Consider the following 21,127-nt stretch of genomic DNA (forward strand, 5'->3'; position numbering starts at 1 on the left):
CTCGCGCCGCTCCCCTCCCCGATAGGGTTCGGGCCCGGGAAGGGGAAGGTGAAGAGAACCGATGAGCAAGCTCCTCCGCAGGCCTCGTGGTCTCAGGAAGCCGGTTACGGCGGCGGCCCTCGCGACCGCCGTGGCGCTGACGGCGAGCGGGTGTGTGACGGTGCACGGGGAGCGGGAGGTCCTCCCGGCGGCCACGAAGGCCGAGGCCGCCCGCGCCCTGAAGGATTTCACCACCGCGTACAACAAGGCCGACAAGGCGTATGACGGGTCACTCGACGAGGCCCATGTGACGGGCGCGCTCGGCGCGATCGACGCCGCCAAGCTGAAGGCCGGTCACACCAACCACCCCGACGGCAACGCCAACCACTCGGATCTGGAGCTGTCGGACGCCGAGTACGCCATCCCCAAGAAGGCGGGCTGGCCCCGCTGGTTCGTCGCGAACACGAAGGCCAACCGGGGCGGCGACTTCCGGTGGATGCTCGTCTTCACCCGCGACGCTGTGAACCGGCCGTGGCAGGTGGCGTATCTGACCCTCATGTCGCCCGGTGACGTCCCCGAGTTCAAGAGGGACAAGGACGGCTGGGCGCGGCCCGTGACGGCGGACGCCGCGGGGCTCGCGGTGGCGCCGCAGGACATGAGCCGCAAGTACGCGACGTATCTGAAGGACGGCGGGGACGGTTTCGCGCCGGGCCGGCACACGTCGCAGTGGCGGACCACGCGGGAGAAGAACGCGAGCCGTCCGGGCCTTGCCCGGCAGTACGTCGACGAGCCGATGACGTCGGGCGACTACGCGCCGTTGGGTCTGCGGACCGCGGACGGCGGGGCGATGGTGTTCTTCGCGACGCACCACTACGAGAAGCAGACGGCGTCCAAGGGCCTGAGCATCACGGTCGACAACGAGAACGTGAAGGCCCTGATGACCGGCGACGTCAAGCAGTCGCTGACGCTGGAGCGCATCTCGAACCAGGTCGCCGTCGACCCGGCCAAGGGCGGCGACGTCGAGATACTGACGCGGCTGGAGGGTCTGACGGGCGCGAAGGGCAGCTAGGGTCTTTCGTCAATCGAAAGGCCCTGGGGCTCTCTGCGAGGTTCCGGCCCTCTCCCGTCAGCCGCGCGAGGGCCAGGCTGTCGTGAAGTCCTTCTCCTCGCCCACGTAGCGTGCGCAGGCGTCCGTGAGGGCTTCGAGCAGGGTGAGCGGGTCCGGCAGCGGGTGTTCGAGGCCGCGCAGCCAGTCGACGGTCAGGTCACCGGGGAGCCGGGCGGGCGGCACGGGGACGTACGAGCCGCGGCAGTGCCAGCGCAGGCCGGGGTGCTCGTCCATCGTCTCGGGGTGGCAGTCCAGCTCGCAGGGCCACCACTCGTCCTCGTCCTCGGGGGTGCCGCGGGTGGCGGTGAAGAAAAGCATGCGATCGCCGCCGGACTCGGCGACGGGGCCGACGTCGATGCCTGCCGCAAGGAGGCGTTCGAGGGCTTCGCGGCCCGCCTCCAGGGGGACGTCCAGGACGTCGTGGACCATGCCGGTCGCGGTGACGAAGTTGGCCTGCGGCTGATGCCTGGCCCAGCGCTCGATCTGGCCGCGGTCCGTCGTGGACTGCGTCTGCCAGGCGAACGAGACGGGGTGCCTGCCGGGCGTGGGACAGCCGATGCGGCTGCACGAACACCGGTAGTCGGTGGGGTAAGCGGCGGGTGCGAGCGGCAGTCCCGCGTCGGCCGCTGCCAGGAGCAGCGCCTCGCGACCGTCGTCGCCCTCGGTCTCCTTCGGGCGCCTGGCGCGCAGCCACTGGGAGATCCTGCCCTGTCCGCCGGACCGGCGGCCGTACTCCGCGCCCATCAATCCCCTCACCTCGCCGTAGTACCGAGAAGCATGTCCCATGGTCGCACCATCCTGCGCCGCGGGTGGCCACAGTCCACATCCGGGGTACCCGGGGCGATGCCGAGCGATACGAGACGCGGAAGATAATCGGGTGTCATTAGCGGGTTTACGGGGATTTGCGCGCCTACCGTGGTCGGCATGGTCACACGGATTGCGCTGACGGGCCTCGGCGGGCTCCTGGCTCTCGCCCCACTCGAGTGGGGCTCCGGCCCCCTGACCGTCGACAGCCTCCACGGCATCGTCTACACGGCGCACCGAGGCGGCGCCCTGGAGGTCCCGGAGAACAGCATGTCGGGCCTGACGGCCGCCTACGCGCGCGGTACCGCGCAGGTCCTCGACCTCGACACCCGGATGCTGCGCGACGGCACGATCGTGGTCATGCACGACCCGACCCTGGACCGCACGACGTACACGTCGGGCCCGGTGGACAGACTCGACGCGCGGCAGTGGGCGCACGTGCGGATGCGCCCGAAGGCCTCGCTGCCGGGCCGCTGGCGCGCCGAGCCGCTGCCGACGGCCGACGAGGTCCTCGACCGCTTGGGCGGGCGCATCGTGCTGACACTGGAGGCAAAAGACCCGCGGAGCCTGGACGGGCTCGATGCGATGATCCGACGCCGGGGCCTGGTCAGGTCGGTGTTCGTGAACTCCAACGACCCCGCCGTCGCCCTGCGCGCCCACGACATGGGCCTCACGTCGCAGCTGTGGCGCTCGAAGAGCCAGATGCGCACCGACCGCCCGGCGCGCTGGGCCCGGTTCGTCGACCTGCTCGACGTGGACTACCAGGCGCGCGACGCCGATCTCGTACGGGCCGCGCGGTCCGGGATCCCGCGGGTGTGGGCGCACACGGTGAACTCGCCGCGGCAGCGGGACCGGGTGCTGCAGCTCGGCTGCAACGGCGTGATCTCGGACGCGCCGGGCCTGCTGGCCCGCACCCCGTCGGACGTGCGGGCGCGGGTCAGCGCGGGCTGAGCCCGTAGAGGGCGTACTCGACGAGGGCGTCGGCGTAGGCGTGGTCCAGGGGGCCCGTGCCCTGGAGCCAGCGCTGGGCCAGCGGCGCGGAGAACAGGTCGCGGGCGATGTACGGGTCGACGTCGGCGCGGATCTGGCCGGCGTCCTGCGCGGCGCGCAGCCGGCGCGCGTACAGCTCGAGGGAGGGCATCAGGAGGCGGCCGACGAACTCCTCGCCGAAGGCCGGGTTGGCGACGCCCTCGGCGGCGAGGGCGCGGGCCGGGGCGTCGTAGCGGGGGTCGAGCAGCTCGTCGACGGTGGCACGCAGGACCGCCTTGAGGTCGGCCTCGATGTCGCCGGTGTCCGGGATGCCGTCCGCCTCCGCCCAGTCGCCCGCTCCGGCCGCCTCCGCCGCCTGGACGCCGAGGTCGATGAAGGCCTCCATGAGGACCTCCGCCTTGGAGGACCACCAGCGGTAGATCGTCTGCTTGCCCACGCCCGCGCGGGCGGCGATGCCCTCGATGGTCGTCTTGGGGTAGCCGATCTCGCTGACGAGGGCGAGGGCGGCGTCGTAGATCGCGCGGCGCGAGCGCTCGCTGCGGCGGTTGGAGTCGGGAGCGGTCTTCTGGGCCATGGCTCGAATGTATCAGCGAGCGAGGCGAGACGTACCGTCTCAACTCCCTTGACAAGACGATCCGTCTCGCTGACAGTGGACGCCGTTGGCGAGACGCTTCGTCTCGCTCCGGGCGGTTCAACTCCCGCCCGGGACAGCGGACTCGAAGGGAGACCACGATGAGCCGAGGTGGATCCGGGAACATGCTGGGCGTCGGCGGCACCCGCAGCAATCTCTCCCGCAAGACCCTGCGCGGCGGCGGCCGCGGCGGCCGGGTCGGCGGCGGGCTCGACCCGCAGGCGCAGAAACGGGAGCTGCTGCGCAGGCTCCGGGAGGAGCGCACGACGGGCGAGAGTTCGTGACGCCGTCGTGAGAGCGGGGCCCCGACGGGTGACGGGGGCGGCGGGTTGTGTGCCGGTGGCCCGCGGGCCGGTGGGTTGCCGGCCCGCGACCTGCAGGCCGGTGACTCAGAGGGACCACCCGTTCGGTGCACAGCGGTCAGGGCTCCTCACACCGCACCATGGGCGCATCTGCCACTGCGGTCGTGAGGAGCCCTCATTGCCTGGTCGCCGCGCCACACCCCGGCGTTTCCTGATGTGCCCACCGGCACACTTCGAAGTCACGTACTCGATCAACCCCTGGATGGACCCCGCCAAGCCGGTCGACGCCCCGCTCGCGCTCGCGCAATGGGAGGACCTGCGGGACCGCTACCGCTCGCTCGGTCACCGCGTCGACGAGCTCGAACCCCTCCCCGGCCTGCCCGACATGGTCTTCGCGGCGAACGGCTCGACCGTCGTCGACGGACGGGTGCTCGGGGCCCGGTTCGCCCATCCCCAGCGCACCGCCGAGGCCGCGGCGCACCTGGACTGGTTCAGGGAGCGCGGCTACACGGCGGTCCACGAGCCCGTCCACATCAACGAGGGCGAGGGCGACTTCGCGGTCACCGCCTCGTACATCCTGGCCGGCCGGGGCTTCCGCTCCAGTCCGCTCTCGCACCCCGAGGCGCAGGAGTTCTTCGGCCGCCCGGTCATCGGCCTCGACCTCGTCGACCCGCGCTACTACCACCTGGACACCGCGCTCGCCGTCCTCGACGACGGGGCGGACGAGGTCATGTACTACCCGGACGCGTTCTCACCGGGCAGCCGGGCCGTCCTCGAACGCCTCTTCCCCGACGCGCTGATCGCCACGGAGCCGGACGCTGCCGTGTTCGGCCTGAACGCCGTCTCGGACGGCCTGCATGTGCTGCTGCCGCACGCGGCCGTCGGTCTGTTCGAACCGCTGCGGGCCCGTGGGTTCGAGCCGCTCGGAATGGATCTCTCGGAGCTGCTCAAGGGAGGCGGCAGCGTGAAGTGCTGCACGTCGGAGCTTCGCGGTGAGGAGTTGCGCGCCGGCCTGGAGCTCGGGGCCTGAGCCTGTCTGCCGAGTGCGGGCCGCGTCGTGGCTGCCCGCACACCACGGCGAAACAGCAAGCGGCGCCCCCTACGGGGCCGGAGGCCAGGCGTCGCCCCAGTCGGCGTCGCGGGCCGCCCGATACAGCGGCCCGTGCCGCTTCGTCACCGTCTCGCGGCCCAGCGCGCCCTCCGCCTCGCACAGGTCCAGGAGTACCTGGCCCTTGCGGATCTGAGGGCGGCGGGTGATCCGGGCCGCGGGGCGCTCGGGCGCGAACCGGGTCGCGGCCACGTAGCTGAACTTCTCGTCCTCGTACGCGAGGGAGCCGCCCTTGACCTGGCGGTGCAGAGACGACCTGCTGACCCGGGCCGAGAAGTGGCACCAGTCGGTGCCGGGCTCGATGGGGCAGGCCTCGCTGTGGGGGCAGGGCGCGGCGATGTGGAATCCGGCGTCGGTCAGGCGGCGGCGCGCCTCGATGATCCGCTCGTAGCCGTCGGGGGTGCCGGGCTCGACGACGACCACGGCCCCGTCGGGGCTCGCGGCGGCGGCCGCGGCGTCGACCACGGCGCGGCGGTCGTCGGCGGTCAGCTCCTTGAGGACGTACGACACCGTCACGAGATCGGCGCTCTCGATGGTGAGCGCCGCTCCGATACGTGAGCGCTGCCACCGCGCGGAGGCCAACCGGTCGCAGGAACCGGCCAGTTCACGCCCGAGGGCGAGCGCGGGCTCCGCCCAGTCGAGGACGGTGACATCGCGCTCGCCCGCCCAGGTGTCGGCGACGGCCCAGACCGCGGCGCCCGTCCCGCCGCCCACGTCGACCTGGCTCCCGGGCACCCAGCCCTCCGGCGCCGCGTCGGCGAGCGCGCCGAGCGCCGAGCGGACCGCCTCGAAGGTGGCCGGCATCCGGTATGCGGCGTAGGCGGCGACGTCGGCACGGTCCCGCAGGATCGGCGCATCCGTCGGGGTGGTCCCCCGGTAGCTCGCGATCAGCCGTTCGACGGCGCGCGCCGCCTGCGTGGGCGGCAGCCCGTCGAGCAGCCCCGCGAGCGCCGCGCGCAGGGTGTCGGCCGGGGAGGTCGGCGAGTAAGAGGAGAGGGGGGCGTTCACCCTGTGATTCTACGGTCGCGCCGGGGTCCGCCTACGCGCCCACGGCCCGCGCGAGACGCGTCGCCGCCGAGGCGCGCGGCCCGTTCTGCGGGGGCCTGCGGCGCGGGTGGACCGTGTTCGCGAGGAGGATCAGGAACGTGTCCGTGACGCGGTCGAGGACGAGCGACGTGCCGGTGAAGCCGCAGTGTCCGGCCGCGCCGCGGCCCGCCAGCTCGCCCATGAACCAGGGCTGGTCGAGCTGGAAGCCGAAGCCGGGGGCCGTGAACATCAGCTCGACGTAGTCGGGACCGAGGATGCGTGCGGTGCCGTACGAGCCGCCGTTGAGCAGGGTGCGGCACAGGACCGCGAGGTCGTACGCCGTGGAGAAGAGGCCCGCGTGCCCGGTGACGCCCCCGAGGGCCCAGGCGTTCTCGTCGTGGACGATGCCGCGCAGCAGACCCCGGTCGGCCTTGGCCCAGGGGCGGCGCTGGTCCTCGGTGGCGGCGGCGCCGGGGTGCGGGCCGAAGCCCGTCGCGGTCATGCCGAGGGGCCGGGTGATGCCGTCGCGCACGAGAGCGTCCAGGGGGCGCTGCGCGATGCGCTCCAGGACGTGCTGGAGCAGCAGCATGTTGAGGTCGGAGTAGAGGTGGGCGCCGGGCGGGGACGACGGGGCCTCAGTGCGCAGAGCCGTCAGGCGCGCCGCGTCGTCCGGGCAGTCGTACAGCGGGAGTTCGGGGCGCAGGCCGGAGGTGTGGGTGAGGAGCTGGCGGATCGTGACGTCGTGCTCGGCGGCGGCCGTGAACTCGGGGATGTAGGCGCCCACCCGCGCGTCGATGCCGAGGGTGCCGCGCTCCAGCTGCTGCACGGCGGCGACGGTCGTGAACAGCTTGGTGAGGGAGGCGAGGTCGAAAGCCGTGTCGGGGCGCATGGGGACGCGGGACGCGGGTGGGAGCTCGACGCCCCGGTCGGCCGTCTCGTCGTAGGCGAGATACCGCGACGCCCAGCCCGCCGCCTCGTGCGCGGCGACGACCGGGCCGCGGCCGGCGAGGACGACGGCGCCCGCGCACCAGGGGCGCGCCCCGCGGGGCAGTTCGCGCACGTCCTGGACGAGGCGGCGCAGCTCGTCGGGGTCGAGCCCGGCGCGTTCGGGGGTGCCGGGGCGCAGTCGTGGGGTACTCAGTGCTCCGCCTCCCGCGTCGGCTCGGTCCCGCGCCGCCAGGGGCGGCACAGTCCCATGAAGCATGCGATGGCCGCCAGGGCGCAGGCCAGCTGGACCACGGCCATCGGGACGGCGGTGCCCTCGCCCGCGATGCCCACGAGCGGTGAGGCGATCGCGCCGACCAGGAAGGAGGAGGTGCCGAGGAGCGCGGACGCGGAGCCCGCGGCGTGCGGGGTGCGCATCAGGGCGAGGGCGTTGGTGTTGGGCATGGCGAGGCCCATCGCGGACATGAGGACGAACAGTCCGGCCGCGATCGGTACGAGTCCCACGTCGCCGAAGACGCCGGTCGCCATGAGCAGGAGCGCGGCGGAGGCGAGCGCGATGACGCAGAGGCCGACGGCGAGCGCCTTGTCGAGGCTGACGCGGCCGATGAGGAGCTTGCCGTTGATCTGGCCCACGGCGATCAGGCCGACCGAGTTGATGCCGAACAGGAGGCTGAAGGTCTGGGGCGAGGCGCCGTAGATCTCCTGGACCACGAACGGCGAGGCGCTGATGTACGCGAACAGCGCGGCGAAGGCGAAGCCGCCCGCGATCATGTAGCCGGTGAAGACGCGGTCGGCGAGGAGGCCGCGCATGGTGCGCAGCGCCTCGGCGGTGCCGCCGCCGTGCCGCCGTTCGGGGGCGAGCGTCTCGGGCAGGCCCTTCCAGACGAGGGCGGTCAGCGCGATGCCGACGACGGTGAGGACGACGAAGATGCCGCGCCAGTCCGTGATCCGCAGGACCTGGCCGCCGATGAGGGGCGCGACGACCGGGGCGACGCCGGAGATCAGCATGAGGGTGGAGAAGAAGCGCGCCATCTCGACACCGTCGTACAGGTCCCGCACGACCGCCCGCGCGATCACGATGCCGGCGGCCCCGGCGAGGCCCTGCACCAGGCGGAAGCCGATGAGGAGCGGGGCCGTGGGGGCGAGGGCGCAGACCGCGGTGGCGACGATGTAGACGAGGAGGCCGATGAGGAGGGGGCGCCTGCGGCCCCACTTGTCGCTCATCGGGCCGACGGCGAGCTGGCCGAGCGCCATGCCGGTGAGGCAGGCGGTGAGGGTGAGCTGGGCGGTGGCGGCCGAGGTGCGCAGCGCGTCGGTGACCTCCGGCAGCGCCGGGAGGTACATGTCCATGGACAGCGGGGGTACGGCGGTGAGTCCGCCGAGTACGAGGGTGACCAGAAAGCCGGTGCGGCGGCGGGCGGTGAGCGTGGGGCCCGCGACGGGTGGTGCCCCGGGTATGCGCTGCGCTTCACGCGCGGACGCGTGCTGGCGGCCGTGATCCGGCATGCGGTTCCCCTCCCGGTCGTTCATTCGATTACCTATGCTCTCAGCTCAGGTGCATTGGTTGAGACCACATTTCGTGACGTGCCGGCAAGGGCAGTGGCCGGAACCTGGCAGGGGGCCTTCAGTGGTGGAACGTGAGCGTGTGCGGTGGGGCGTCCTGGCGACCGGGGGCATCGCCGCGTCCTTCACGGCGAACCTTCTCGACATGCCGGACGCGGAGGTCGTCGCCGTGGCGTCCCGCTCCGACGCCTCGGCGAAGGCGTTCGCGGAGCGGTTCGGGATCCCGCGGGCATACGGGGACTGGTCCTCGCTCGCCGAGGACGAGGACGTCGACGTCGTGTACGTCGCGACCCCGCACTCCGCACACCGCGCGGCCGCCGGACTGTGCCTGGAGGCGGGCCGGGCGGTCCTGTGCGAGAAGGCGTTCACGCTGAACTCGCGCGAGGCGGAGGAGCTGGTGACACTCGCCCGCAGCCGTGGCCTCTTCCTGATGGAGGCCATGTGGATGTACTGCCATCCGCTGATCAGGAGGCTGAAGGCACTGGTCGACGACGGCGCGGTCGGTGAAGTCCGCACGGTGCAGGCCGACTTCGGGCTCGCGGGGCCCTTCCCTCCGGCGCACCGGCTGCGGGATCCCGCACAGGGCGGGGGCGCGCTGCTCGATCTGGGCGTGTACCCGGTGTCGTTCGCGCACCTGATCCTCGGTGAGCCCTCGGAGGTCACCGCGCGAGCGGTGCTCTCGGACGAGGGCGTCGATCTCCGTACGGGAATGCTGCTCTCGTGGCAGAGCGGTGCTCACGCGCTGCTCAACTGCTCCATCGACGCGGGCACTCCGGTCACCGCATCGATCACCGGCTCCAAGGGCCGTATCGACATTCCGCACGGCTTCTTCTACCCGGACCGGTTCGTACTGCACCACGACGGGCGGGAGCCGCAGGAGTTCACGGCGGAGGCGGGGGACGGGCCGCGCGACAGCCTCCGGCATGAGGCGGGCGAGGTGATGCACCGGGTGCGGGCCGGTGATACGGAGTCGCCGCTCGTGCCGCTGGCGGGGTCGCTCGCCGTGATGCGCACGTTGGACTCCGTCCGGGAGCGGATCGGGGTGCGGTATCCGTCGGAGGGGTAGCGGCATCCCGGATGGCGCGTTGCGGTTTCGCTGCCGGGTGACGGTCCGGTGGGGGGCTTGTCGCGCAGGTGCCCGCGCCCCTGAAGGAAGCTGCCTGCGCCCCTGAGAAGGCGCTTCCCCGCGCGCACCGTCACGCAGAAGCGACTCCCCCGCGCCCCCGAAAGAATCAGGGGCGCGGGGTGGCCGGCCCCCGTTATGCCGGGCGCAGGCCCTGCTTGCCCACCGCCGTCACGAACGACGCCGCCGTGGTGATCGGGGCTCCCGGCGTCGTTACCGCCGGGACCGTCTTGAAGTCGGCGCGGGCCTCGTGCTCGCCGAGCGCGACCGTCACGTAGCCGCGGCGCCCGTTGTAGAACTTCAGGTGCGGGTTGGCCTGGGTGTACGTGCCCCAGTTCGCCGGCTTGTCCGCGCCGTCCTTGCCGCTGCTGATGGACGTGGCGACGATCTCCGTGCCGAGGGTCTTCGACGACGGGTCGTCGAAGTCGTCCTTGATGTCGAAGGCGTAGCCGACGTGCACATCGCCGGTGAGCACCATCAGGTTGTCGACGCCGGCGGCCCTGGCCCCGGCGAGGACCCTCTGGCGCGAGGCGCGGTAGCCGTCCCACGCGTCCATGGACACCTTCGCGGCCGCGTTCAGGTCGAGCTTGCGCTGCGAGAAGGTGACCTGCTGCGGGACGACGTTCCACAGGGCGTGCGAGCGGCGCCAGCCGTCGATGAGCCACCGCTCCTGCGTGGCGCCGGTGATGGTGCGCGCCGGGTCGTCCGACTCGGGCCCGGGGACGTGGGAGCCGTCGCCGTACGCCTGGTTGGAGCGGTACTGGCGGGTGTCGAGGATGTCGAACTGGGCCAGCTTGCCCCAGGTCAGGCGCCGGTACATCTGGGCGTCGGGGCCCTGCGGGAGCTGCGGGCGGCGCAGGGGCTGGTTCTCCCAGTAGGCGCGGTACGCGGAGGCGCGGCGCAGCAGGAACTCGGCGGGCGGGCCGTCCTGCTCGTCGATGTCGTCCGCGTAGTTGTTCTCGGTCTCGTGGTCGTCCCAGGTGACGACGAAGGGGTGCGCGGCGTGCGCGGCCCGCAGGTCCGGGTCGGACTTGTAGAGCGCGTACCGCAGCCGGTAGTCCTCCAGCGTCACGGTCTCGCGGTTGAAGTGGGCGGGCAGTACGCCGCCGCCCGTGTAGGCGCGGGCGCCGCCGGCGGAGTTCACGGCGTACTCGTAGAGGTAGTCGCCGAGGTGGAAGACGACGTCCACGGAGGGGTCGGCGGCGAGGTGCTTGTAGGCCGTGAAGTAGCCGTCGTGGTAGGCCTGGCAGGAGACCGCGGCGAGGGTGAGGGCCGAGGTGCGGGCGTGGGCGGAGGGCGCCGTGCGCGTCCGGCCGGTCCCGCTGACCCACTTGCCGGTGCGGAAGCGGTAGTAGTAGACGCCGCCCGGCGCGAGGTGGTCGACCTCGACGTGGACGGAGTGGTTGAACTCGGGGTGCGCGGTGGCCGTGCCGCGTCTGACGACGCGCCGGAAGCGCTCGTCGTGCGCGAGCTCCCACTCGACGGCTATGCGCTGGGCGGGCAGTCCGCTGTCCGCCTCGTACGGGGAGGGGGCCAGGCGCGTCCACAGCAGGACGGAGCCGGGCAGCGGGTCGCCGGAGGCCACGCCGAGCGTGAACGGGTCGGCGGTGATCTTCCGCGCGTCGAACTCGGCGGCGCTCGCGGTGCCCGCGGCCGGCAGGTTCGTGGCGAAGGCGAGCGCGGCGGCGGCGCCCGTGACGGTGAGGAAGCGACGGCGGCCCAAGTGGCCCGCCGCGGCTCGCAGTTCGGGCGAGTGCTGGTTCGGATGGCGTCCTTCGGCTGTCATGTGGCCCTCCCCTGACGGTTGTTGTCAGAGGAAATTGGAGTGCCGGGGGACGACCGTGACCTGTCATGCGCACGGCCGCCACATGGCGGATGAGTGATCTCCGCGTGACCCCTCCTGCCGTACGCTCCGGGGCCATGAACGCTCAGAACAACGCCCCGGACCAGCGCACACCGACCGCCGCACAGCCCGCCGTACGGACCGCCGTCGTGACCGGCGCGGGCTCCGGCATCGGCCGGGCCGTCGCCGTGGAACTGCTCCGCGCGGGCTGGCAGGTGGCGCTCGCGGGCCGCCGCACCGAGACCCTCGACGCGACGGCGGCCCTCGCCCCCGAGGCCGCGGCCGGGTCGCTCTCCGTACGGACCGACGTCTCGAGCCCCGAGGACGTGGCCGCGCTCTTCTCCGCCGTGCGCGACCGGTTCGGCCGCCTCGACCTGCTCTTCAACAACGCGGGTACGTTCGGGCCCGCGTCCCCGGTCGAGGACCTGGAGTACGACGCCTGGCGCCATGTCGTCGACACGAACCTCAACGGCGCTTTCCTGTGCGCGCAGGCGGCGTTCCGGCAGATGAAGGAGCAGGACCCGCAGGGCGGCCGGATCATCAACAACGGCTCCATCTCGGCGCACACGCCGCGGCCGCGCTCGACCGCGTACACGACGACGAAGCACGCGCTGACCGGTCTGACGAAGTCGCTTTCCCTGGACGGGCGTCCGTACCGGATCGCGTGCGGCCAGATCGACATCGGCAACGCGGCGACCGACATGACGGAGCGCATGCAGACCGGGATCCTCCAGGCGAACGGATCGCTGGCGCCGGAGCCGGTGATGGATGTCGCGGACGTGGCGCGCACGGTGCGGCACATGGCCGAGCTGCCCCTGGAGGCGAACGTGCAGTTCGCGACGGTCCTGGCGACCAACATGCCGTACATCGGGCGCGGTTGAGAAGTTAATCTCCACAAGCGGAATGGAACCTACCGCCCTAATTCAGGGCAGCGCAGCCCGTATGCTCAGCATCTCTCTCCACGAGAACTTCACATTCGGAGCACACCTTGCGCATACGTTCCGCAGCCTCCGCCGCCCTGGCGGCCGGCGTCCTGGCGGTCTCCCTGCTCGCCTCGTCCCCGGCCTCCGCGGCCGCTCACCAGGGCGGTCTGCACCTGGGCTACATCCAGTACGACAGCCCCGGCAGCGACAACCGGTCGAACTCCTCGCTGAACGCGGAGTGGGTGAACATCCACAACAACACCCGCTCCGCGATCCAGCTCAAGGGCTACAAGCTCAAGGACAACACCGGCTACACGTACACGTTCGGCAGCTACAACATCGGCGCCGGCAAGACCGTCAAGGTCCGCACCGGCCAGGGCACCAACGCCTCCGGCGTGCGCTACTGGGGCCGCGGCTCGTACGTCTGGAACAACACCGGCGACAAGGCCCGTCTCATCAAGCCGAGCGGCGCCCAGCTCGACTCCTGCTCGTGGGGCGACGGGCCCGGCGGGATCAGCTGCCACTGAGCCATTTCCGAGGGGGAAGGCGGGCAGCCGTTCCGCGGCCCGGGGGCAAGGGGGACCTGCCGACGGGACCGCAGCAGGACCCGGGCCGCGCTGCGGCTGCCCGCGCTACGCTCCCCCGTCATGAACACCACCTCTGAAGCTGAAGTGCTGCGATACACCGCCTTCGCCACGAACCCCGCGGGCGGCAACCCCGCCGGTGTCGTGCTCGACGCGCGTGCGCTCGACGACGAGGAGATGCTCGCCATCGCGGCGCGGCTCGGATACAGCGAGACGGCGTTCCTGACGCCGGCGCCCGGCGGCGCGCAGCGCTCGTACACCGTGCGCTACTTCAGCCCCAAGGCCGAGGTCCCGTTCTGCGGGCACGCCACCGTGGCGACGGCCGTGGCGCTCGGCGAGATCCACGGCCCCGGCGACTACCTCTTCGCCACGCAGGCCGGCGAGGTGCCGGCGACGGTCGCCCAGGGCGCCGACGGCACCCCGCGCGCGACGCTCACCAGCGTCGAGCCGCACCTCACCGACGTGGCGTCCGACGACCTGGCCGAGGCGCTCGCCGCTCTCGGCTGGCCCGCCGCCGACCTCGACCCGGCGTTCCCGCCGCGCATCGCGTACGCGGGCAACCGCCACCTCGTCCTCGCGGCCGCAACACGCGCGCGGCTCGCGGACCTCTCCTACGACTTCGCGCGCCTCGAGGCCCTGATGCACCGCCTCGACCTCACCACGGTCCAACTGGTGTGGCGAGCCTCGGAGTTCGTCTTCCACGCCCGTGACCCGTTCCCGGTCGGCGGTGTCGTGGAGGACCCGGCGACGGGCGCCGCCGCGGCCGCGTTCGGCGCGTACGCGCGCGCACTCGGACTCGTCCCCTCCGAGGCGGTCCTCACCCTCCACCAGGGCGAGGACATGGGCCGCCCGGGCGAGCTGACGGTGACACTGCGCGAGGGCGACCCTCGGGTCCGGGTGAGCGGCGCGGCGGTGCGGATTCCCGGCTGACCGGGAGTGCCGACCGGGGAGTTAGGCCTGGCCGGTCTCGAAGCGGGTCACCTTGCCGCCCGCCACGACGAACTGCCACTTCGTCCGCATCTCGCCCCAGGCGTCGTTGCGGTAGAGGGCGGTCAGTGCCAGGCCGTGCGCGTACTCCTTCTCGATCTCCATGTGCCCGTTGGAGTCGAAGATCTCGCGGCCGGTCCACTCGTCGATGTCCCGGTCGGACCCGTCGTCGGACATGGTCGCGCCGGGCGCGAGGGCGGCACGGAAGGCCTCCCGGTCGTGGGCGTTCACCGCGGTGACGAAGGCCCGGACGGCCGGGTCGCTGAGCTTGGTTGTCTGGATGGGCATTACGCCTTCTCCTGCCTCTCCTTCCGGCGCTACGGTGCCGGACCTTCCGGTCGTTCGTCGCCGGGTCGGGACCCCGGCCGTACGGGGCCCGGGCCCCCGGCCCAGACTCACACCGCGGCCCGGGACACGCCACCCGAACGGGCCCGCGTACCGGGTGCCGTGGCTCCGCCTGCCGGACCGTAGGACCATGACCTGTCACAAGCGTTGTGTGGACCGCAAAGACCTGGGACTGCTCGTGCTGCGCGTGGGCACGGGCGGTGTGCTCGCCGCGCACGGAGCGCAGAAACTGCTCGGCTGGTTCGGCGGCGGGGGCCTGCGCGGCACGACCGCCGCGATGGAGGCCATGGGCTACGCCCCGCCGAAGGCGAGCGCCCTGGCCGCCGGCCTCGGCGAGGCGGGCGGCGGCGTCCTGCTCGCCCTCGGCCTCGCCACCCCCGTCGGCGGGGCCGCCGCGGCGGGCACGATGGCCGGCGCGGTCGCGGTGCACGCGCCCAACGGCTTCTTCGCCCAGGGCGGCGGCTACGAGTACCCGGCCTTCCTCGGCTTCGTCGCGGCGGGACTCGCGGTGACCGGCGCGGGCCGTTACTCCCTCGACCATGCGCTCGGCCACGCCCTGGACCGGCACTGGATGGTCCCGGCCGCGCTCGTGGGCAGCGCCGCGGCGGCGCTCGCGGTCGTGGCGTCGCGCAACAGGCGGGTGGGCGGGCCGGGTCCGCAGCCGGGCCCGGGTGAGTATTCCCCGGACGTCACGGACGAGTAGCCCGTCCGTGACAGGCTGCGGGGATGTCCGACACCACGCGGCCCAGCGCCCGGCACGACCTCGCCCCGCCCACGTACGACAGCGTGTGGGAGACCGTCGACGGGCTGCATGCCTGGCTCGAATCGCACAACCGCCGCAGCGCGGACGAGGCCCTTCTGCTGCGGGTGCTGAAGCTGTCGGAGGAGGTCGGCGAGGTCGCCCAGGCGGTCATCGGCGCGACGGGCCAGAACCCGCGCAAGGGCGAGAGCCACTCCTGGCAGGACGTCGAGTCGGAACTCTGCGACGTCGTGGTGACGGCCCTGGTCGCCCTGCGCACACTCACCCCTCAGGCCCCCGAAGTGCTGGCGGCGCATCTGCGCCGGGTGGCGGAGAGGTCGCTCGCCTCGTGATCGTCCGGCTGAACGGCGACGGAGCGGGCGCCGGGTGACGTGGCGGCGCAGATCGCGGAGCAGGTGAGCTGAAGCCCCTCGTGTTCGCCGGGGTTAGGCTCGACGTGGATCGCGGTCCGGACGGCCGGGATCACGGATCAGGCGACCGGGATCAGGGATCACCGGAGCGGAAACGGGGGCTCGGCATGGGCAGGTTCGACGGCGGCGAGGTCATCGCGGTCAGCAGCAACGAGACGTACTCCTTCACGAAGCCGAACCGGGAGAGCATCACGCTGCTCGCCGGGCTCGGTGTCGAGGGCGACGTGCACGCGGGCGTCACGGTCAAGCACCGCTCCCGCGTCGCGAAGGACCCGACGCAGCCGAACCTGCGGCAGGTCCACCTGATGCACGACGAGCTGTTCGCCGAGGTCGCCGAGCAGGGCCACGACGTCGCTCCCGGCGACCTCGGGGAGAACGTCACGACGACCGGCATCGACCTCCTCGCACTGCCCGCGGGCACGCTCCTGCATCTGGGCGAGGGCGGCGCCGTCGTCGAGGTCACGGGCCTGCGCAACCCGTGCCTGCAGATCGACCACTTCCAGGACGGGCTGCTCAAGCGGGTCGTCGGGCGCGACGAGAACGGGGCGGTCGTCCGCAAGGGCGGGATCATGAGCGTGGTGCGGACCGGCGGCGTGGTGCGCCCCGGCGACGCGATCCGCGTGGTCCTGCCGGCCGAGCCGCACGTCGCGCTGGAAGCCGTCTGATGATGCCCGAGTCGGAGATCCCCGTCGTCGTCCCGTACGACGCGGCCTGGCCGGAGCGGGGCCGCGCGCTGTGTGCCGAACTCGGCGCGGCGCTCGGCCCGATGGCCCTGCGGACGGAACACATCGGCAGCACGTCGATCCCCGGAATGGCGGCCAAGCCGGTCTACGACCTCCAGGTGAGCGTCACCGACCTGGACGAGGCGGAGGCCGCTTTCGCGGACCCCCTCGCGGACCTGGGCTTCCGGCTCTCCCCCTACCGCCGGGACCACGTGCCGGCGGGCCTGGACGACGTACCGACCCGCTGGGCCAAGCGCTTCTGGTCCCGGCGCGGCACGCCCGCCGAGCCGGTCAACCTGCACGTACGCCTCGCCGGCTCCCCCAACGAACGCCTGGCCCTGCTCTTCCGCGACTGGTTCCGCACCCACCCGGAGGCGGTCACGGCCTACACCCACTTCAAGTACGCCCTCGCCTCCCGGGTCTCCGACACCGGCACCTACGCCGACGTGAAGGACCCGGTGGTCGACCTGGTGGTGGCCGTCGCGGAACCCTGGGCGGCCGAGACGGGGTGGACGGCGGAACCCGGCGCCTGACCCCAACTCCCCCTGGCTGCCGGGTGACTTCCCGATGAACGGATACGATCGCGGGCACCGCACCGGGATGTCCGAGGAATGGGGAGTCGGCCGTGGAGCAACCGCCGCGTCTGGGCGTCGCGATCGTGACGATGGGCAACAGGCCCAGGGAGGTCGACGCCCTCCTGGCGGCGGTGGCGAAGCAGGACGTGCCGCCGACGCGGGTCGTCCTCGTCGGCAACGGCTCGCCGCTGCCCGACTTCACCGGCTCCGGCCTGCCCTTCACCGTCACGACCGTCGAACTCGACGACAACCTCGGCTGCCCCGGCGGCCGCAACGTCGCCCTGGCGCGGCTGCGCGACTTCGGCGACGTGGACGTGGCGGTCGAACTCGACGACGACGGGCTCCTCGTCGACGCGGATGTCTTCCGTACGGTCCGCGACCTGTACACCGGCGACCCGCGGCTCGGCATCGTCGGCTTCCGCATCGCGGACGAGCACGGCGAGACGCAGCGCCGCCACGTGCCGCGGCTGCGCGCGAAGGACCCGATGCGGGGCGGTGAGGTGACGGCGTTCCTCGGCGGCGGCCACGCGTTCTCGATGCGGATGCTCGCCGAGACCGGTGACTGGCCCGCCGACTTCTTCTTCACGCACGAGGAGACCGACCTGGCCTGGCGCGCCCTCGACGCCGGCTGGAAGGTCGTCTACGAGCCGTCGCTCCTGCTCCAGCACCCCAAGACCTCGCCCGCCCGGCACGCCGTCTACCACCGCATGACGGCCCGCAACCGCGTCTGGCTGGCCCGCCGCCGGCTCCCGCTCCCCCTGATCCCGCTCTACCTCGGCACCTGGACCCTCCTCACGCTCGCCCGCACCCGGTCCGCCGGAGGCCTGCGCGCATGGGCGGGCGGCTTCGTGGAGGGCGTGCGCACGCCGTGCGGGGGCCGGCGGCCGATGCGCTGGCGCACCGCGTGGCGCATGACGCGTCTGGGGCGGCCGCCCGTGATCTGAGCGGGTACGCAGGCGGCGGGGCGGGACGTGGTGCGTCGGGAGCCCGACAGGCGCACCCTGGTAATAGCAGTCCCGGAGGTGATCACGATGTCGGCACAGACCGCTGTCGGATGGCATGTCGAGCTGGAATTCGAGGAAGACACACATCGAACGCGTGCCGCCGCGCTCGTCCGGCTCCCCGACGGGAGCGAGGTACGGGCCCATGGCTACGCGAGCCGCCACCCCTCCGACGCGAACCAGCCGCGGGTCGGCGAGGAGGTCGCGGGAGCGAGGGCTCTCAACGAGCTGGCGATGAAGATGCTGACGAAGGCGCACGACGAGATCGACGAGGCGTCGGGCCGGACGTCGCACACGTTGCGGTGAGAGTCCCGGCTTTCCGGTGGGCGCCTCCCCGCCACCGGGCGATTCGGCGCGGTCACGGCGAGGCGCGGCCCTGTGCGCCGCCCCGCCGATGGTCCACGTACCGGCGAGCGGAGGTCCACTGACCAGCAACGGTGTGGACTCGATGGGCTCCTCCCCCTCCACAAGCGCGGATACTGGGCGGTAATGTCGCCATCCGCCGGACGGCACGAGACCGGCGGATGAGCGCGAAGGGGCCCTCATGGCGACGGACATGCCCGCGGAGATGCGAGGGGCCGACGATCGTTGGGAGCGCATGTGGAGCCACCGCGAGCACCTGCTCAAGGTGGCCCGGCGCAGGTCGATGAGCCCGGAGGACGCCGAGGACGCGGTGCACGAGGCGATGCTGCGCGCCGCGGAGCGCCCCGACCTGGACGACGAGCGCCTCGGAGCATGGCTGACGACCGTGACCATGCGGTTGTGCGTCGACCGGTACCGCCAGGTCAACCGTGAGGCCGAGGTGCACCGCAGCCCCACGCTCACCGCGCCGGGTCCGGTGCCCGTCGAGGAGGCGGTGTGCGACCGGGCCGAGGCCAGATGGCTGGCCGTGCGCAGCGGGGAGCTGCCCGCGCGCCAGGCCGAGGCGCTCCGGCTGAAGTCCGAGGACCTCGACGTCGGCCAGGTCGCCGTACGCATGGGGCTGAGCTATCGCACCGTGGAGTCGCTGCTGGCCAGGGCCCGGCGCACGCTGCGGAACTCGCTGGCCGGAACGCTGGGCCTCGCCCTGTTCCTGTGGGGCCGTGGCAAGCTGCGCGCGGGCGGGCACGCGCAGGCCGTGGCGGTGACCTCGACGGCCGCGACCCTGGTGGTGGCGGGGTGTGTACTGCCGTACGTCCATGGCGGGGACGGGCGGGGCTCGGCTTCCCGGCCTTCCGTGTCCCGGACGGAGCAAGCGGTCAGGGAGACCGTGCGGCCGGACGGCGTCGGCCGGGCGGTCACGCCGAAGCCACGTGATCTGTCGGCCGCGTCGCCGTCCCACACGGCGAGGCCGAGTCAGTCGTCCGGCGATCGCAACCGGTCGCTGCTGCCGCTGACCGTGCCGTCGTTGCCGGACGCCTCGCTGTCACCGGTGCCGCCCGTCCCCGACGTCCCCGCCGTTCCCGGTGTGTCCGACCTGCCTCGTGCTCCCGGGCTCCCCGATCCGCCGGCCGTGTCCACGGTCCCGACGACGCTTCCGGCCGTACCGGAGTCTCCCGTCGAGGTACCGACCCGGACCGCCCTGCCGTAGAACCCCGCACTGCCGCAGCACCCTCGAAAAAAATCCGCCGCCACCGCGACGGACGCCGCGCCCCTCCCCGTAGAGCAGTTGTCGGAGCTGCTCCACGGGCCGAAGGGTGAACCGGATGGGTGTCGAGATCTGTGTGGAAGGGCTGACCAAGTCCTTCGGTCACCAGGTCGTCTGGCAGGACGTCTCGCTGACGCTGCCCGCCGGGGAGGTCTCGGTCATGCTCGGCCCCTCGGGCACGGGCAAGTCGGTGTTCCTCAAGACGCTCGTCGGGCTGCTGAAGCCGGACCGGGGCTCCGTGACGATCGCGGGCCGGGACATCACCAAGCTGCGCGAGCACGAGCTGTACGAGGTACGGAAGCTCTTCGGCGTGCTGTTCCAGGACGGCGCGCTGTTCGGCTCGATGAGCCTGTACGACAACATCGCCTTCCCGCTGCGCGAGCACACCCGTAAGTCCGAGAGCCAGATCCGGCGCATCGTGCTGGAGAAGATGGACCTGGTCGGGCTGATCGGTTCGGAGGGGAAGCTGCCCGGCGAGATCTCCGGCGGGATGCGCAAACGGGCCGGCCTCGCGCGGGCACTGGTCCTCGATCCGGAGATCATCCTCTTCGACGAGCCGGACTCGGGCCTCGACCCTGTGCGTGTCGCGTATCTCAACCAGCTCATCGTCGACCTCAACGCGCAGATCGACGCGACCTTCCTGATCGTCACGCACGACATCGCCTCGGCCCGTCAAGTGCCGGACAACATCGGCCTGTTGTTCCGCCGCGAACTGGTCGTGTTCGGGCCGCGAGAAAAGCTCCTGACGAGTGACGAACCGGTCGTACGGCAGTTCCTGAACGGCCGGATGCAGGGCCCCATCGGGATGGCCGAGGAGAAGGACGCCGCGCAGGTCGAGCAGGAGCTGGCGCGGCTCGGTGACGTGGACCGCAAGGCCCGTCACGCCGGCAACGACATGACGCCGCGCCTGCTGCCGGGCCCCGGAATCGTCCGCCCGCCCCGCTGGGAGGCGATCGCGCGGCGCGAGGCCGAGCTGCACCGCAAGGAGGCGGCGGACGCATGAGCCTGTCACCGACCGGGGCGCTCAGGCACTCGGGAAACCTCTTCGCGATGGCCCTGGACGTCGTCCGGACCGTTCCCCGACGGCCTTTCCAGGCGCGGGAGTTCATCCAGCAGGCCTGGTTCGTCGCGAGCGTCACCATCCTGCCGACGGCCCTCGTGTCCATCCCGTTCGGCGCGGTCATCGCGCTGCAGATCGGCAGCCTGACCCGGCAGCTCGGCGCCCAGTCCTTCTCCGGGGCCGCCTCGGTCCTCGCGGTGCTGCGGGAGGCCTCGCCGATCGTCACCGCGCTGCTGATCGCGGGCGCCGGCGGCACGGCGATCTGCGCGGATCTCGGGGCGCGGAAGATCCGCGAGGAGATCGACGCGATGCAGGTCCTCGGCATCGACCCCATCCACCGTCTTGTCGTGCCGCGGGTCCTGGCGTCGATGGTGGTGGCGGTGCTGCTCAACGGCCTGGTGTCGGTGGTCGGCGTCGCGGGCGGCTACTTCTTCAACGTCGTCCTGCAGAACGGCACTCCGGGCGCCTATCTCGCCTCCTTCACCACGCTCGCCCAGCTCTCCGACCTGTGGGCGGCGGAGATCAAGGCGCTCGTGTTCGGCGCGCTCGCCGCGATCGTCGCCTCGTACAAGGGACTTACGGCGAAGGGCGGACCGAAGGGCGTGGGCGATGCGGTGAACCAGTCGGTAGTGATCACTTTCATGCTGCTGTTCGTGACCAACTTCGTGATGACCGCCGTGTACTTCCAAATCGTTCCGCAGAGGGGCTGAG

The 21,127-nt window shown here is 72.3% G+C and carries 24 protein-coding genes; 17 read left to right on the forward strand and 7 right to left on the reverse strand.

Annotated elements, in window-relative coordinates; all coding sequences use genetic code 11:
* The first annotated feature begins 61 nt into the window (after nt 1–61).
* Nucleotides 62–1,048 carry a hypothetical protein gene (locus ACWFR4_RS02700; RefSeq protein WP_453650385.1) on the forward strand — a complete coding sequence of 329 codons (987 nt, stop codon included), beginning with the start codon at nt 62–64 and terminating at the stop codon, nt 1,046–1,048.
* Between the two features lie 57 nt (nt 1,049–1,105).
* On the opposite strand, the gene ACWFR4_RS02705 is transcribed toward ACWFR4_RS02700, so the two are convergent.
* Nucleotides 1,106–1,831: a bifunctional DNA primase/polymerase gene (locus ACWFR4_RS02705; RefSeq protein ID WP_453456934.1), complete on the reverse strand. Its 726-nt coding sequence runs from the start codon at nt 1,829–1,831 to the stop codon at nt 1,106–1,108.
* 180 nt (nt 1,832–2,011) lie between these two features.
* Between ACWFR4_RS02705 and ACWFR4_RS02710 the strand changes: the two genes are divergently transcribed.
* Nucleotides 2,012–2,842: a glycerophosphodiester phosphodiesterase gene (locus ACWFR4_RS02710; RefSeq protein WP_453650387.1), complete on the forward strand. Its 831-nt coding sequence runs from the start codon at nt 2,012–2,014 to the stop codon at nt 2,840–2,842.
* Here ACWFR4_RS02710 and ACWFR4_RS02715 read toward each other — a convergent pair.
* Nucleotides 2,829–3,455, reverse strand: coding sequence for a TetR/AcrR family transcriptional regulator (locus ACWFR4_RS02715; RefSeq protein WP_453650389.1), 627 nt, complete (start codon nt 3,453–3,455; stop codon nt 2,829–2,831). The two genes, ACWFR4_RS02710 and ACWFR4_RS02715, sit on opposite strands and share 14 nt — an antisense overlap.
* A gap of 158 nt (nt 3,456–3,613) precedes the next feature.
* Between ACWFR4_RS02715 and ACWFR4_RS02720 the strand changes: the two genes are divergently transcribed.
* Nucleotides 3,614–3,796, forward strand: a complete 183-nt coding sequence (locus ACWFR4_RS02720) for a DUF6243 family protein (protein ID WP_453456868.1) — start codon at nt 3,614–3,616, stop codon at nt 3,794–3,796.
* A gap of 196 nt (nt 3,797–3,992) precedes the next feature.
* The gene (ddaH, locus tag ACWFR4_RS02725; RefSeq protein WP_453456870.1) at nt 3,993–4,844 is read left to right on the forward strand and encodes a dimethylargininase; all 852 of its coding nucleotides are present in this window, start codon (nt 3,993–3,995) and stop codon (nt 4,842–4,844) included.
* A gap of 69 nt (nt 4,845–4,913) precedes the next feature.
* On the opposite strand, the gene ACWFR4_RS02730 is transcribed toward ddaH, so the two are convergent.
* Genes ACWFR4_RS02730 through ACWFR4_RS02740 form a run of 3 tightly spaced genes read right to left on the reverse strand, consistent with a single transcriptional unit; the run spans nt 4,914 to nt 8,399 of the window.
* Entirely contained in the window at nt 4,914–5,930 is a 1,017-nt protein-coding gene (locus ACWFR4_RS02730; RefSeq protein WP_453456873.1) for a small ribosomal subunit Rsm22 family protein, read from the reverse strand.
* Between the two features lie 31 nt (nt 5,931–5,961).
* The gene (locus ACWFR4_RS02735; RefSeq protein WP_453650391.1) at nt 5,962–7,152 is read right to left on the reverse strand and encodes a serine hydrolase domain-containing protein; all 1,191 of its coding nucleotides are present in this window, start codon (nt 7,150–7,152) and stop codon (nt 5,962–5,964) included.
* Nucleotides 7,086–8,399, reverse strand: coding sequence for a multidrug effflux MFS transporter (locus tag ACWFR4_RS02740; RefSeq protein ID WP_453650393.1), 1,314 nt, complete (start codon nt 8,397–8,399; stop codon nt 7,086–7,088). The genes ACWFR4_RS02735 and ACWFR4_RS02740 overlap by 67 nt, the downstream gene beginning before the upstream one ends.
* Before the next feature lie 124 nt (nt 8,400–8,523).
* Between ACWFR4_RS02740 and ACWFR4_RS02745 the strand changes: the two genes are divergently transcribed.
* Entirely contained in the window at nt 8,524–9,522 is a 999-nt protein-coding gene (locus tag ACWFR4_RS02745) for a Gfo/Idh/MocA family protein (RefSeq protein ID WP_453650395.1), read from the forward strand.
* Between the two features lie 193 nt (nt 9,523–9,715).
* Here the strand turns inward: ACWFR4_RS02745 and ACWFR4_RS02750 are convergent, their stop codons facing one another.
* A complete protein-coding gene (locus ACWFR4_RS02750) occupies nt 9,716–11,365 on the reverse strand; it encodes an alkaline phosphatase D family protein (RefSeq protein WP_453456883.1) in 1,650 nt (549 codons plus the stop codon).
* Nucleotides 11,366–11,499: 134 nt separating this feature from the next.
* On the opposite strand from ACWFR4_RS02750, the gene ACWFR4_RS02755 reads away from it, so the two are divergent.
* The 3 genes from ACWFR4_RS02755 to ACWFR4_RS02765 all read left to right on the forward strand — a co-directional run bounded on the left by ACWFR4_RS02755 (nt 11,500) and on the right by ACWFR4_RS02765 (nt 13,859).
* Nucleotides 11,500–12,303 carry an SDR family oxidoreductase gene (locus ACWFR4_RS02755; protein ID WP_453650397.1) on the forward strand — a complete coding sequence of 268 codons (804 nt, stop codon included), beginning with the start codon at nt 11,500–11,502 and terminating at the stop codon, nt 12,301–12,303.
* 107 nt (nt 12,304–12,410) lie between these two features.
* Nucleotides 12,411–12,872, forward strand: a complete 462-nt coding sequence (locus ACWFR4_RS02760; protein WP_453650399.1) for a lamin tail domain-containing protein — start codon at nt 12,411–12,413, stop codon at nt 12,870–12,872.
* A 120-nt stretch (nt 12,873–12,992) separates the two neighbouring features.
* The gene (locus ACWFR4_RS02765; protein WP_382998129.1) at nt 12,993–13,859 is read left to right on the forward strand and encodes a PhzF family phenazine biosynthesis protein; all 867 of its coding nucleotides are present in this window, start codon (nt 12,993–12,995) and stop codon (nt 13,857–13,859) included.
* A gap of 21 nt (nt 13,860–13,880) precedes the next feature.
* Here the strand turns inward: ACWFR4_RS02765 and ACWFR4_RS02770 are convergent, their stop codons facing one another.
* Complete coding sequence (locus tag ACWFR4_RS02770; RefSeq protein WP_327577481.1) at nt 13,881–14,204, reverse strand: nuclear transport factor 2 family protein; 324 nt, start codon at nt 14,202–14,204, stop codon at nt 13,881–13,883.
* Nucleotides 14,205–14,391: 187 nt separating this feature from the next.
* On the opposite strand from ACWFR4_RS02770, the gene ACWFR4_RS02775 reads away from it, so the two are divergent.
* The 9 genes from ACWFR4_RS02775 to ACWFR4_RS02815 all read left to right on the forward strand — a co-directional run bounded on the left by ACWFR4_RS02775 (nt 14,392) and on the right by ACWFR4_RS02815 (nt 21,126).
* On the forward strand, nt 14,392–14,964 hold the full coding sequence (locus ACWFR4_RS02775; protein ID WP_453456890.1) for a DoxX family protein: 573 nt from the start codon (nt 14,392–14,394) through the stop codon (nt 14,962–14,964).
* Nucleotides 14,965–14,987: 23 nt separating this feature from the next.
* Nucleotides 14,988–15,353 (forward strand): MazG-like family protein, encoded by a 366-nt coding sequence (locus ACWFR4_RS02780; RefSeq protein WP_389529955.1) that lies wholly within the window; start codon nt 14,988–14,990, stop codon nt 15,351–15,353.
* A 185-nt stretch (nt 15,354–15,538) separates the two neighbouring features.
* Nucleotides 15,539–16,096 carry an MOSC domain-containing protein gene (locus ACWFR4_RS02785; RefSeq protein ID WP_453650402.1) on the forward strand — a complete coding sequence of 186 codons (558 nt, stop codon included), beginning with the start codon at nt 15,539–15,541 and terminating at the stop codon, nt 16,094–16,096.
* Nucleotides 16,096–16,686 carry a GrpB family protein gene (locus tag ACWFR4_RS02790; RefSeq protein WP_453456899.1) on the forward strand — a complete coding sequence of 197 codons (591 nt, stop codon included), beginning with the start codon at nt 16,096–16,098 and terminating at the stop codon, nt 16,684–16,686. Before ACWFR4_RS02785 ends, ACWFR4_RS02790 begins: the two co-directional genes overlap by 1 nt.
* Before the next feature lie 131 nt (nt 16,687–16,817).
* The gene (locus ACWFR4_RS02795; RefSeq protein ID WP_453456937.1) at nt 16,818–17,672 is read left to right on the forward strand and encodes a glycosyltransferase family 2 protein; all 855 of its coding nucleotides are present in this window, start codon (nt 16,818–16,820) and stop codon (nt 17,670–17,672) included.
* 87 nt (nt 17,673–17,759) lie between these two features.
* A complete protein-coding gene (locus ACWFR4_RS02800) occupies nt 17,760–18,035 on the forward strand; it encodes a DUF1876 domain-containing protein (protein ID WP_100592570.1) in 276 nt (91 codons plus the stop codon).
* A 238-nt stretch (nt 18,036–18,273) separates the two neighbouring features.
* Nucleotides 18,274–19,299: an RNA polymerase sigma factor gene (locus tag ACWFR4_RS02805; RefSeq protein ID WP_453650404.1), complete on the forward strand. Its 1,026-nt coding sequence runs from the start codon at nt 18,274–18,276 to the stop codon at nt 19,297–19,299.
* Nucleotides 19,300–19,414: 115 nt separating this feature from the next.
* Nucleotides 19,415–20,359, forward strand: coding sequence for an ABC transporter ATP-binding protein (locus ACWFR4_RS02810; RefSeq protein WP_453456904.1), 945 nt, complete (start codon nt 19,415–19,417; stop codon nt 20,357–20,359).
* Nucleotides 20,356–21,126: an MlaE family ABC transporter permease gene (locus ACWFR4_RS02815; RefSeq protein ID WP_453456907.1), complete on the forward strand. Its 771-nt coding sequence runs from the start codon at nt 20,356–20,358 to the stop codon at nt 21,124–21,126. The genes ACWFR4_RS02810 and ACWFR4_RS02815 overlap by 4 nt, the downstream gene beginning before the upstream one ends.
* Nucleotide 21,127 lies beyond the last annotated feature (1 nt).

It is taken from the genome of Streptomyces sp. NPDC055140 (assembly GCF_053607285.1).

Excerpts from the sequence above, each read along its gene's own strand:
- ACWFR4_RS02795 (WP_453456937.1), top strand. The coding sequence starts at position 16,818 with ATGGGCAACAGGCCCAGGGAGGTCGACGCCCTCCTGGCGGCGGTGGCG.
- ACWFR4_RS02765 (WP_382998129.1), top strand. The coding sequence starts at position 12,993 with ATGAACACCACCTCTGAAGCTGAAGTGCTGCGATACACCGCCTTCGCC.
- ACWFR4_RS02720 (WP_453456868.1), top strand. The coding sequence starts at position 3,614 with ATGAGCCGAGGTGGATCCGGGAACATGCTGGGCGTCGGCGGCACCCGC.
- ACWFR4_RS02810 (WP_453456904.1), top strand. The coding sequence starts at position 19,415 with ATGGGTGTCGAGATCTGTGTGGAAGGGCTGACCAAGTCCTTCGGTCAC.
- ACWFR4_RS02700 (WP_453650385.1), top strand. The coding sequence starts at position 62 with ATGAGCAAGCTCCTCCGCAGGCCTCGTGGTCTCAGGAAGCCGGTTACG.
- ACWFR4_RS02775 (WP_453456890.1), top strand. The coding sequence starts at position 14,392 with ATGACCTGTCACAAGCGTTGTGTGGACCGCAAAGACCTGGGACTGCTC.
- ACWFR4_RS02780 (WP_389529955.1), top strand. The coding sequence starts at position 14,988 with ATGTCCGACACCACGCGGCCCAGCGCCCGGCACGACCTCGCCCCGCCC.
- ACWFR4_RS02785 (WP_453650402.1), top strand. The coding sequence starts at position 15,539 with ATGGGCAGGTTCGACGGCGGCGAGGTCATCGCGGTCAGCAGCAACGAG.
- ACWFR4_RS02710 (WP_453650387.1), top strand. The coding sequence starts at position 2,012 with ATGGTCACACGGATTGCGCTGACGGGCCTCGGCGGGCTCCTGGCTCTC.
- ACWFR4_RS02735 (WP_453650391.1), bottom strand. The coding sequence starts at position 7,152 with ATGCTTCATGGGACTGTGCCGCCCCTGGCGGCGCGGGACCGAGCCGAC.
- ACWFR4_RS02750 (WP_453456883.1), bottom strand. The coding sequence starts at position 11,365 with ATGACAGCCGAAGGACGCCATCCGAACCAGCACTCGCCCGAACTGCGA.
- ACWFR4_RS02800 (WP_100592570.1), top strand. The coding sequence starts at position 17,760 with ATGTCGGCACAGACCGCTGTCGGATGGCATGTCGAGCTGGAATTCGAG.
- ACWFR4_RS02805 (WP_453650404.1), top strand. The coding sequence starts at position 18,274 with ATGGCGACGGACATGCCCGCGGAGATGCGAGGGGCCGACGATCGTTGG.
- ACWFR4_RS02705 (WP_453456934.1), bottom strand. The coding sequence starts at position 1,831 with ATGGGCGCGGAGTACGGCCGCCGGTCCGGCGGACAGGGCAGGATCTCC.
- ACWFR4_RS02790 (WP_453456899.1), top strand. The coding sequence starts at position 16,096 with ATGATGCCCGAGTCGGAGATCCCCGTCGTCGTCCCGTACGACGCGGCC.
- ACWFR4_RS02815 (WP_453456907.1), top strand. The coding sequence starts at position 20,356 with ATGAGCCTGTCACCGACCGGGGCGCTCAGGCACTCGGGAAACCTCTTC.
- ACWFR4_RS02740 (WP_453650393.1), bottom strand. The coding sequence starts at position 8,399 with ATGCCGGATCACGGCCGCCAGCACGCGTCCGCGCGTGAAGCGCAGCGC.
- ACWFR4_RS02770 (WP_327577481.1), bottom strand. The coding sequence starts at position 14,204 with ATGCCCATCCAGACAACCAAGCTCAGCGACCCGGCCGTCCGGGCCTTC.
- ACWFR4_RS02755 (WP_453650397.1), top strand. The coding sequence starts at position 11,500 with ATGAACGCTCAGAACAACGCCCCGGACCAGCGCACACCGACCGCCGCA.
- ACWFR4_RS02715 (WP_453650389.1), bottom strand. The coding sequence starts at position 3,455 with ATGGCCCAGAAGACCGCTCCCGACTCCAACCGCCGCAGCGAGCGCTCG.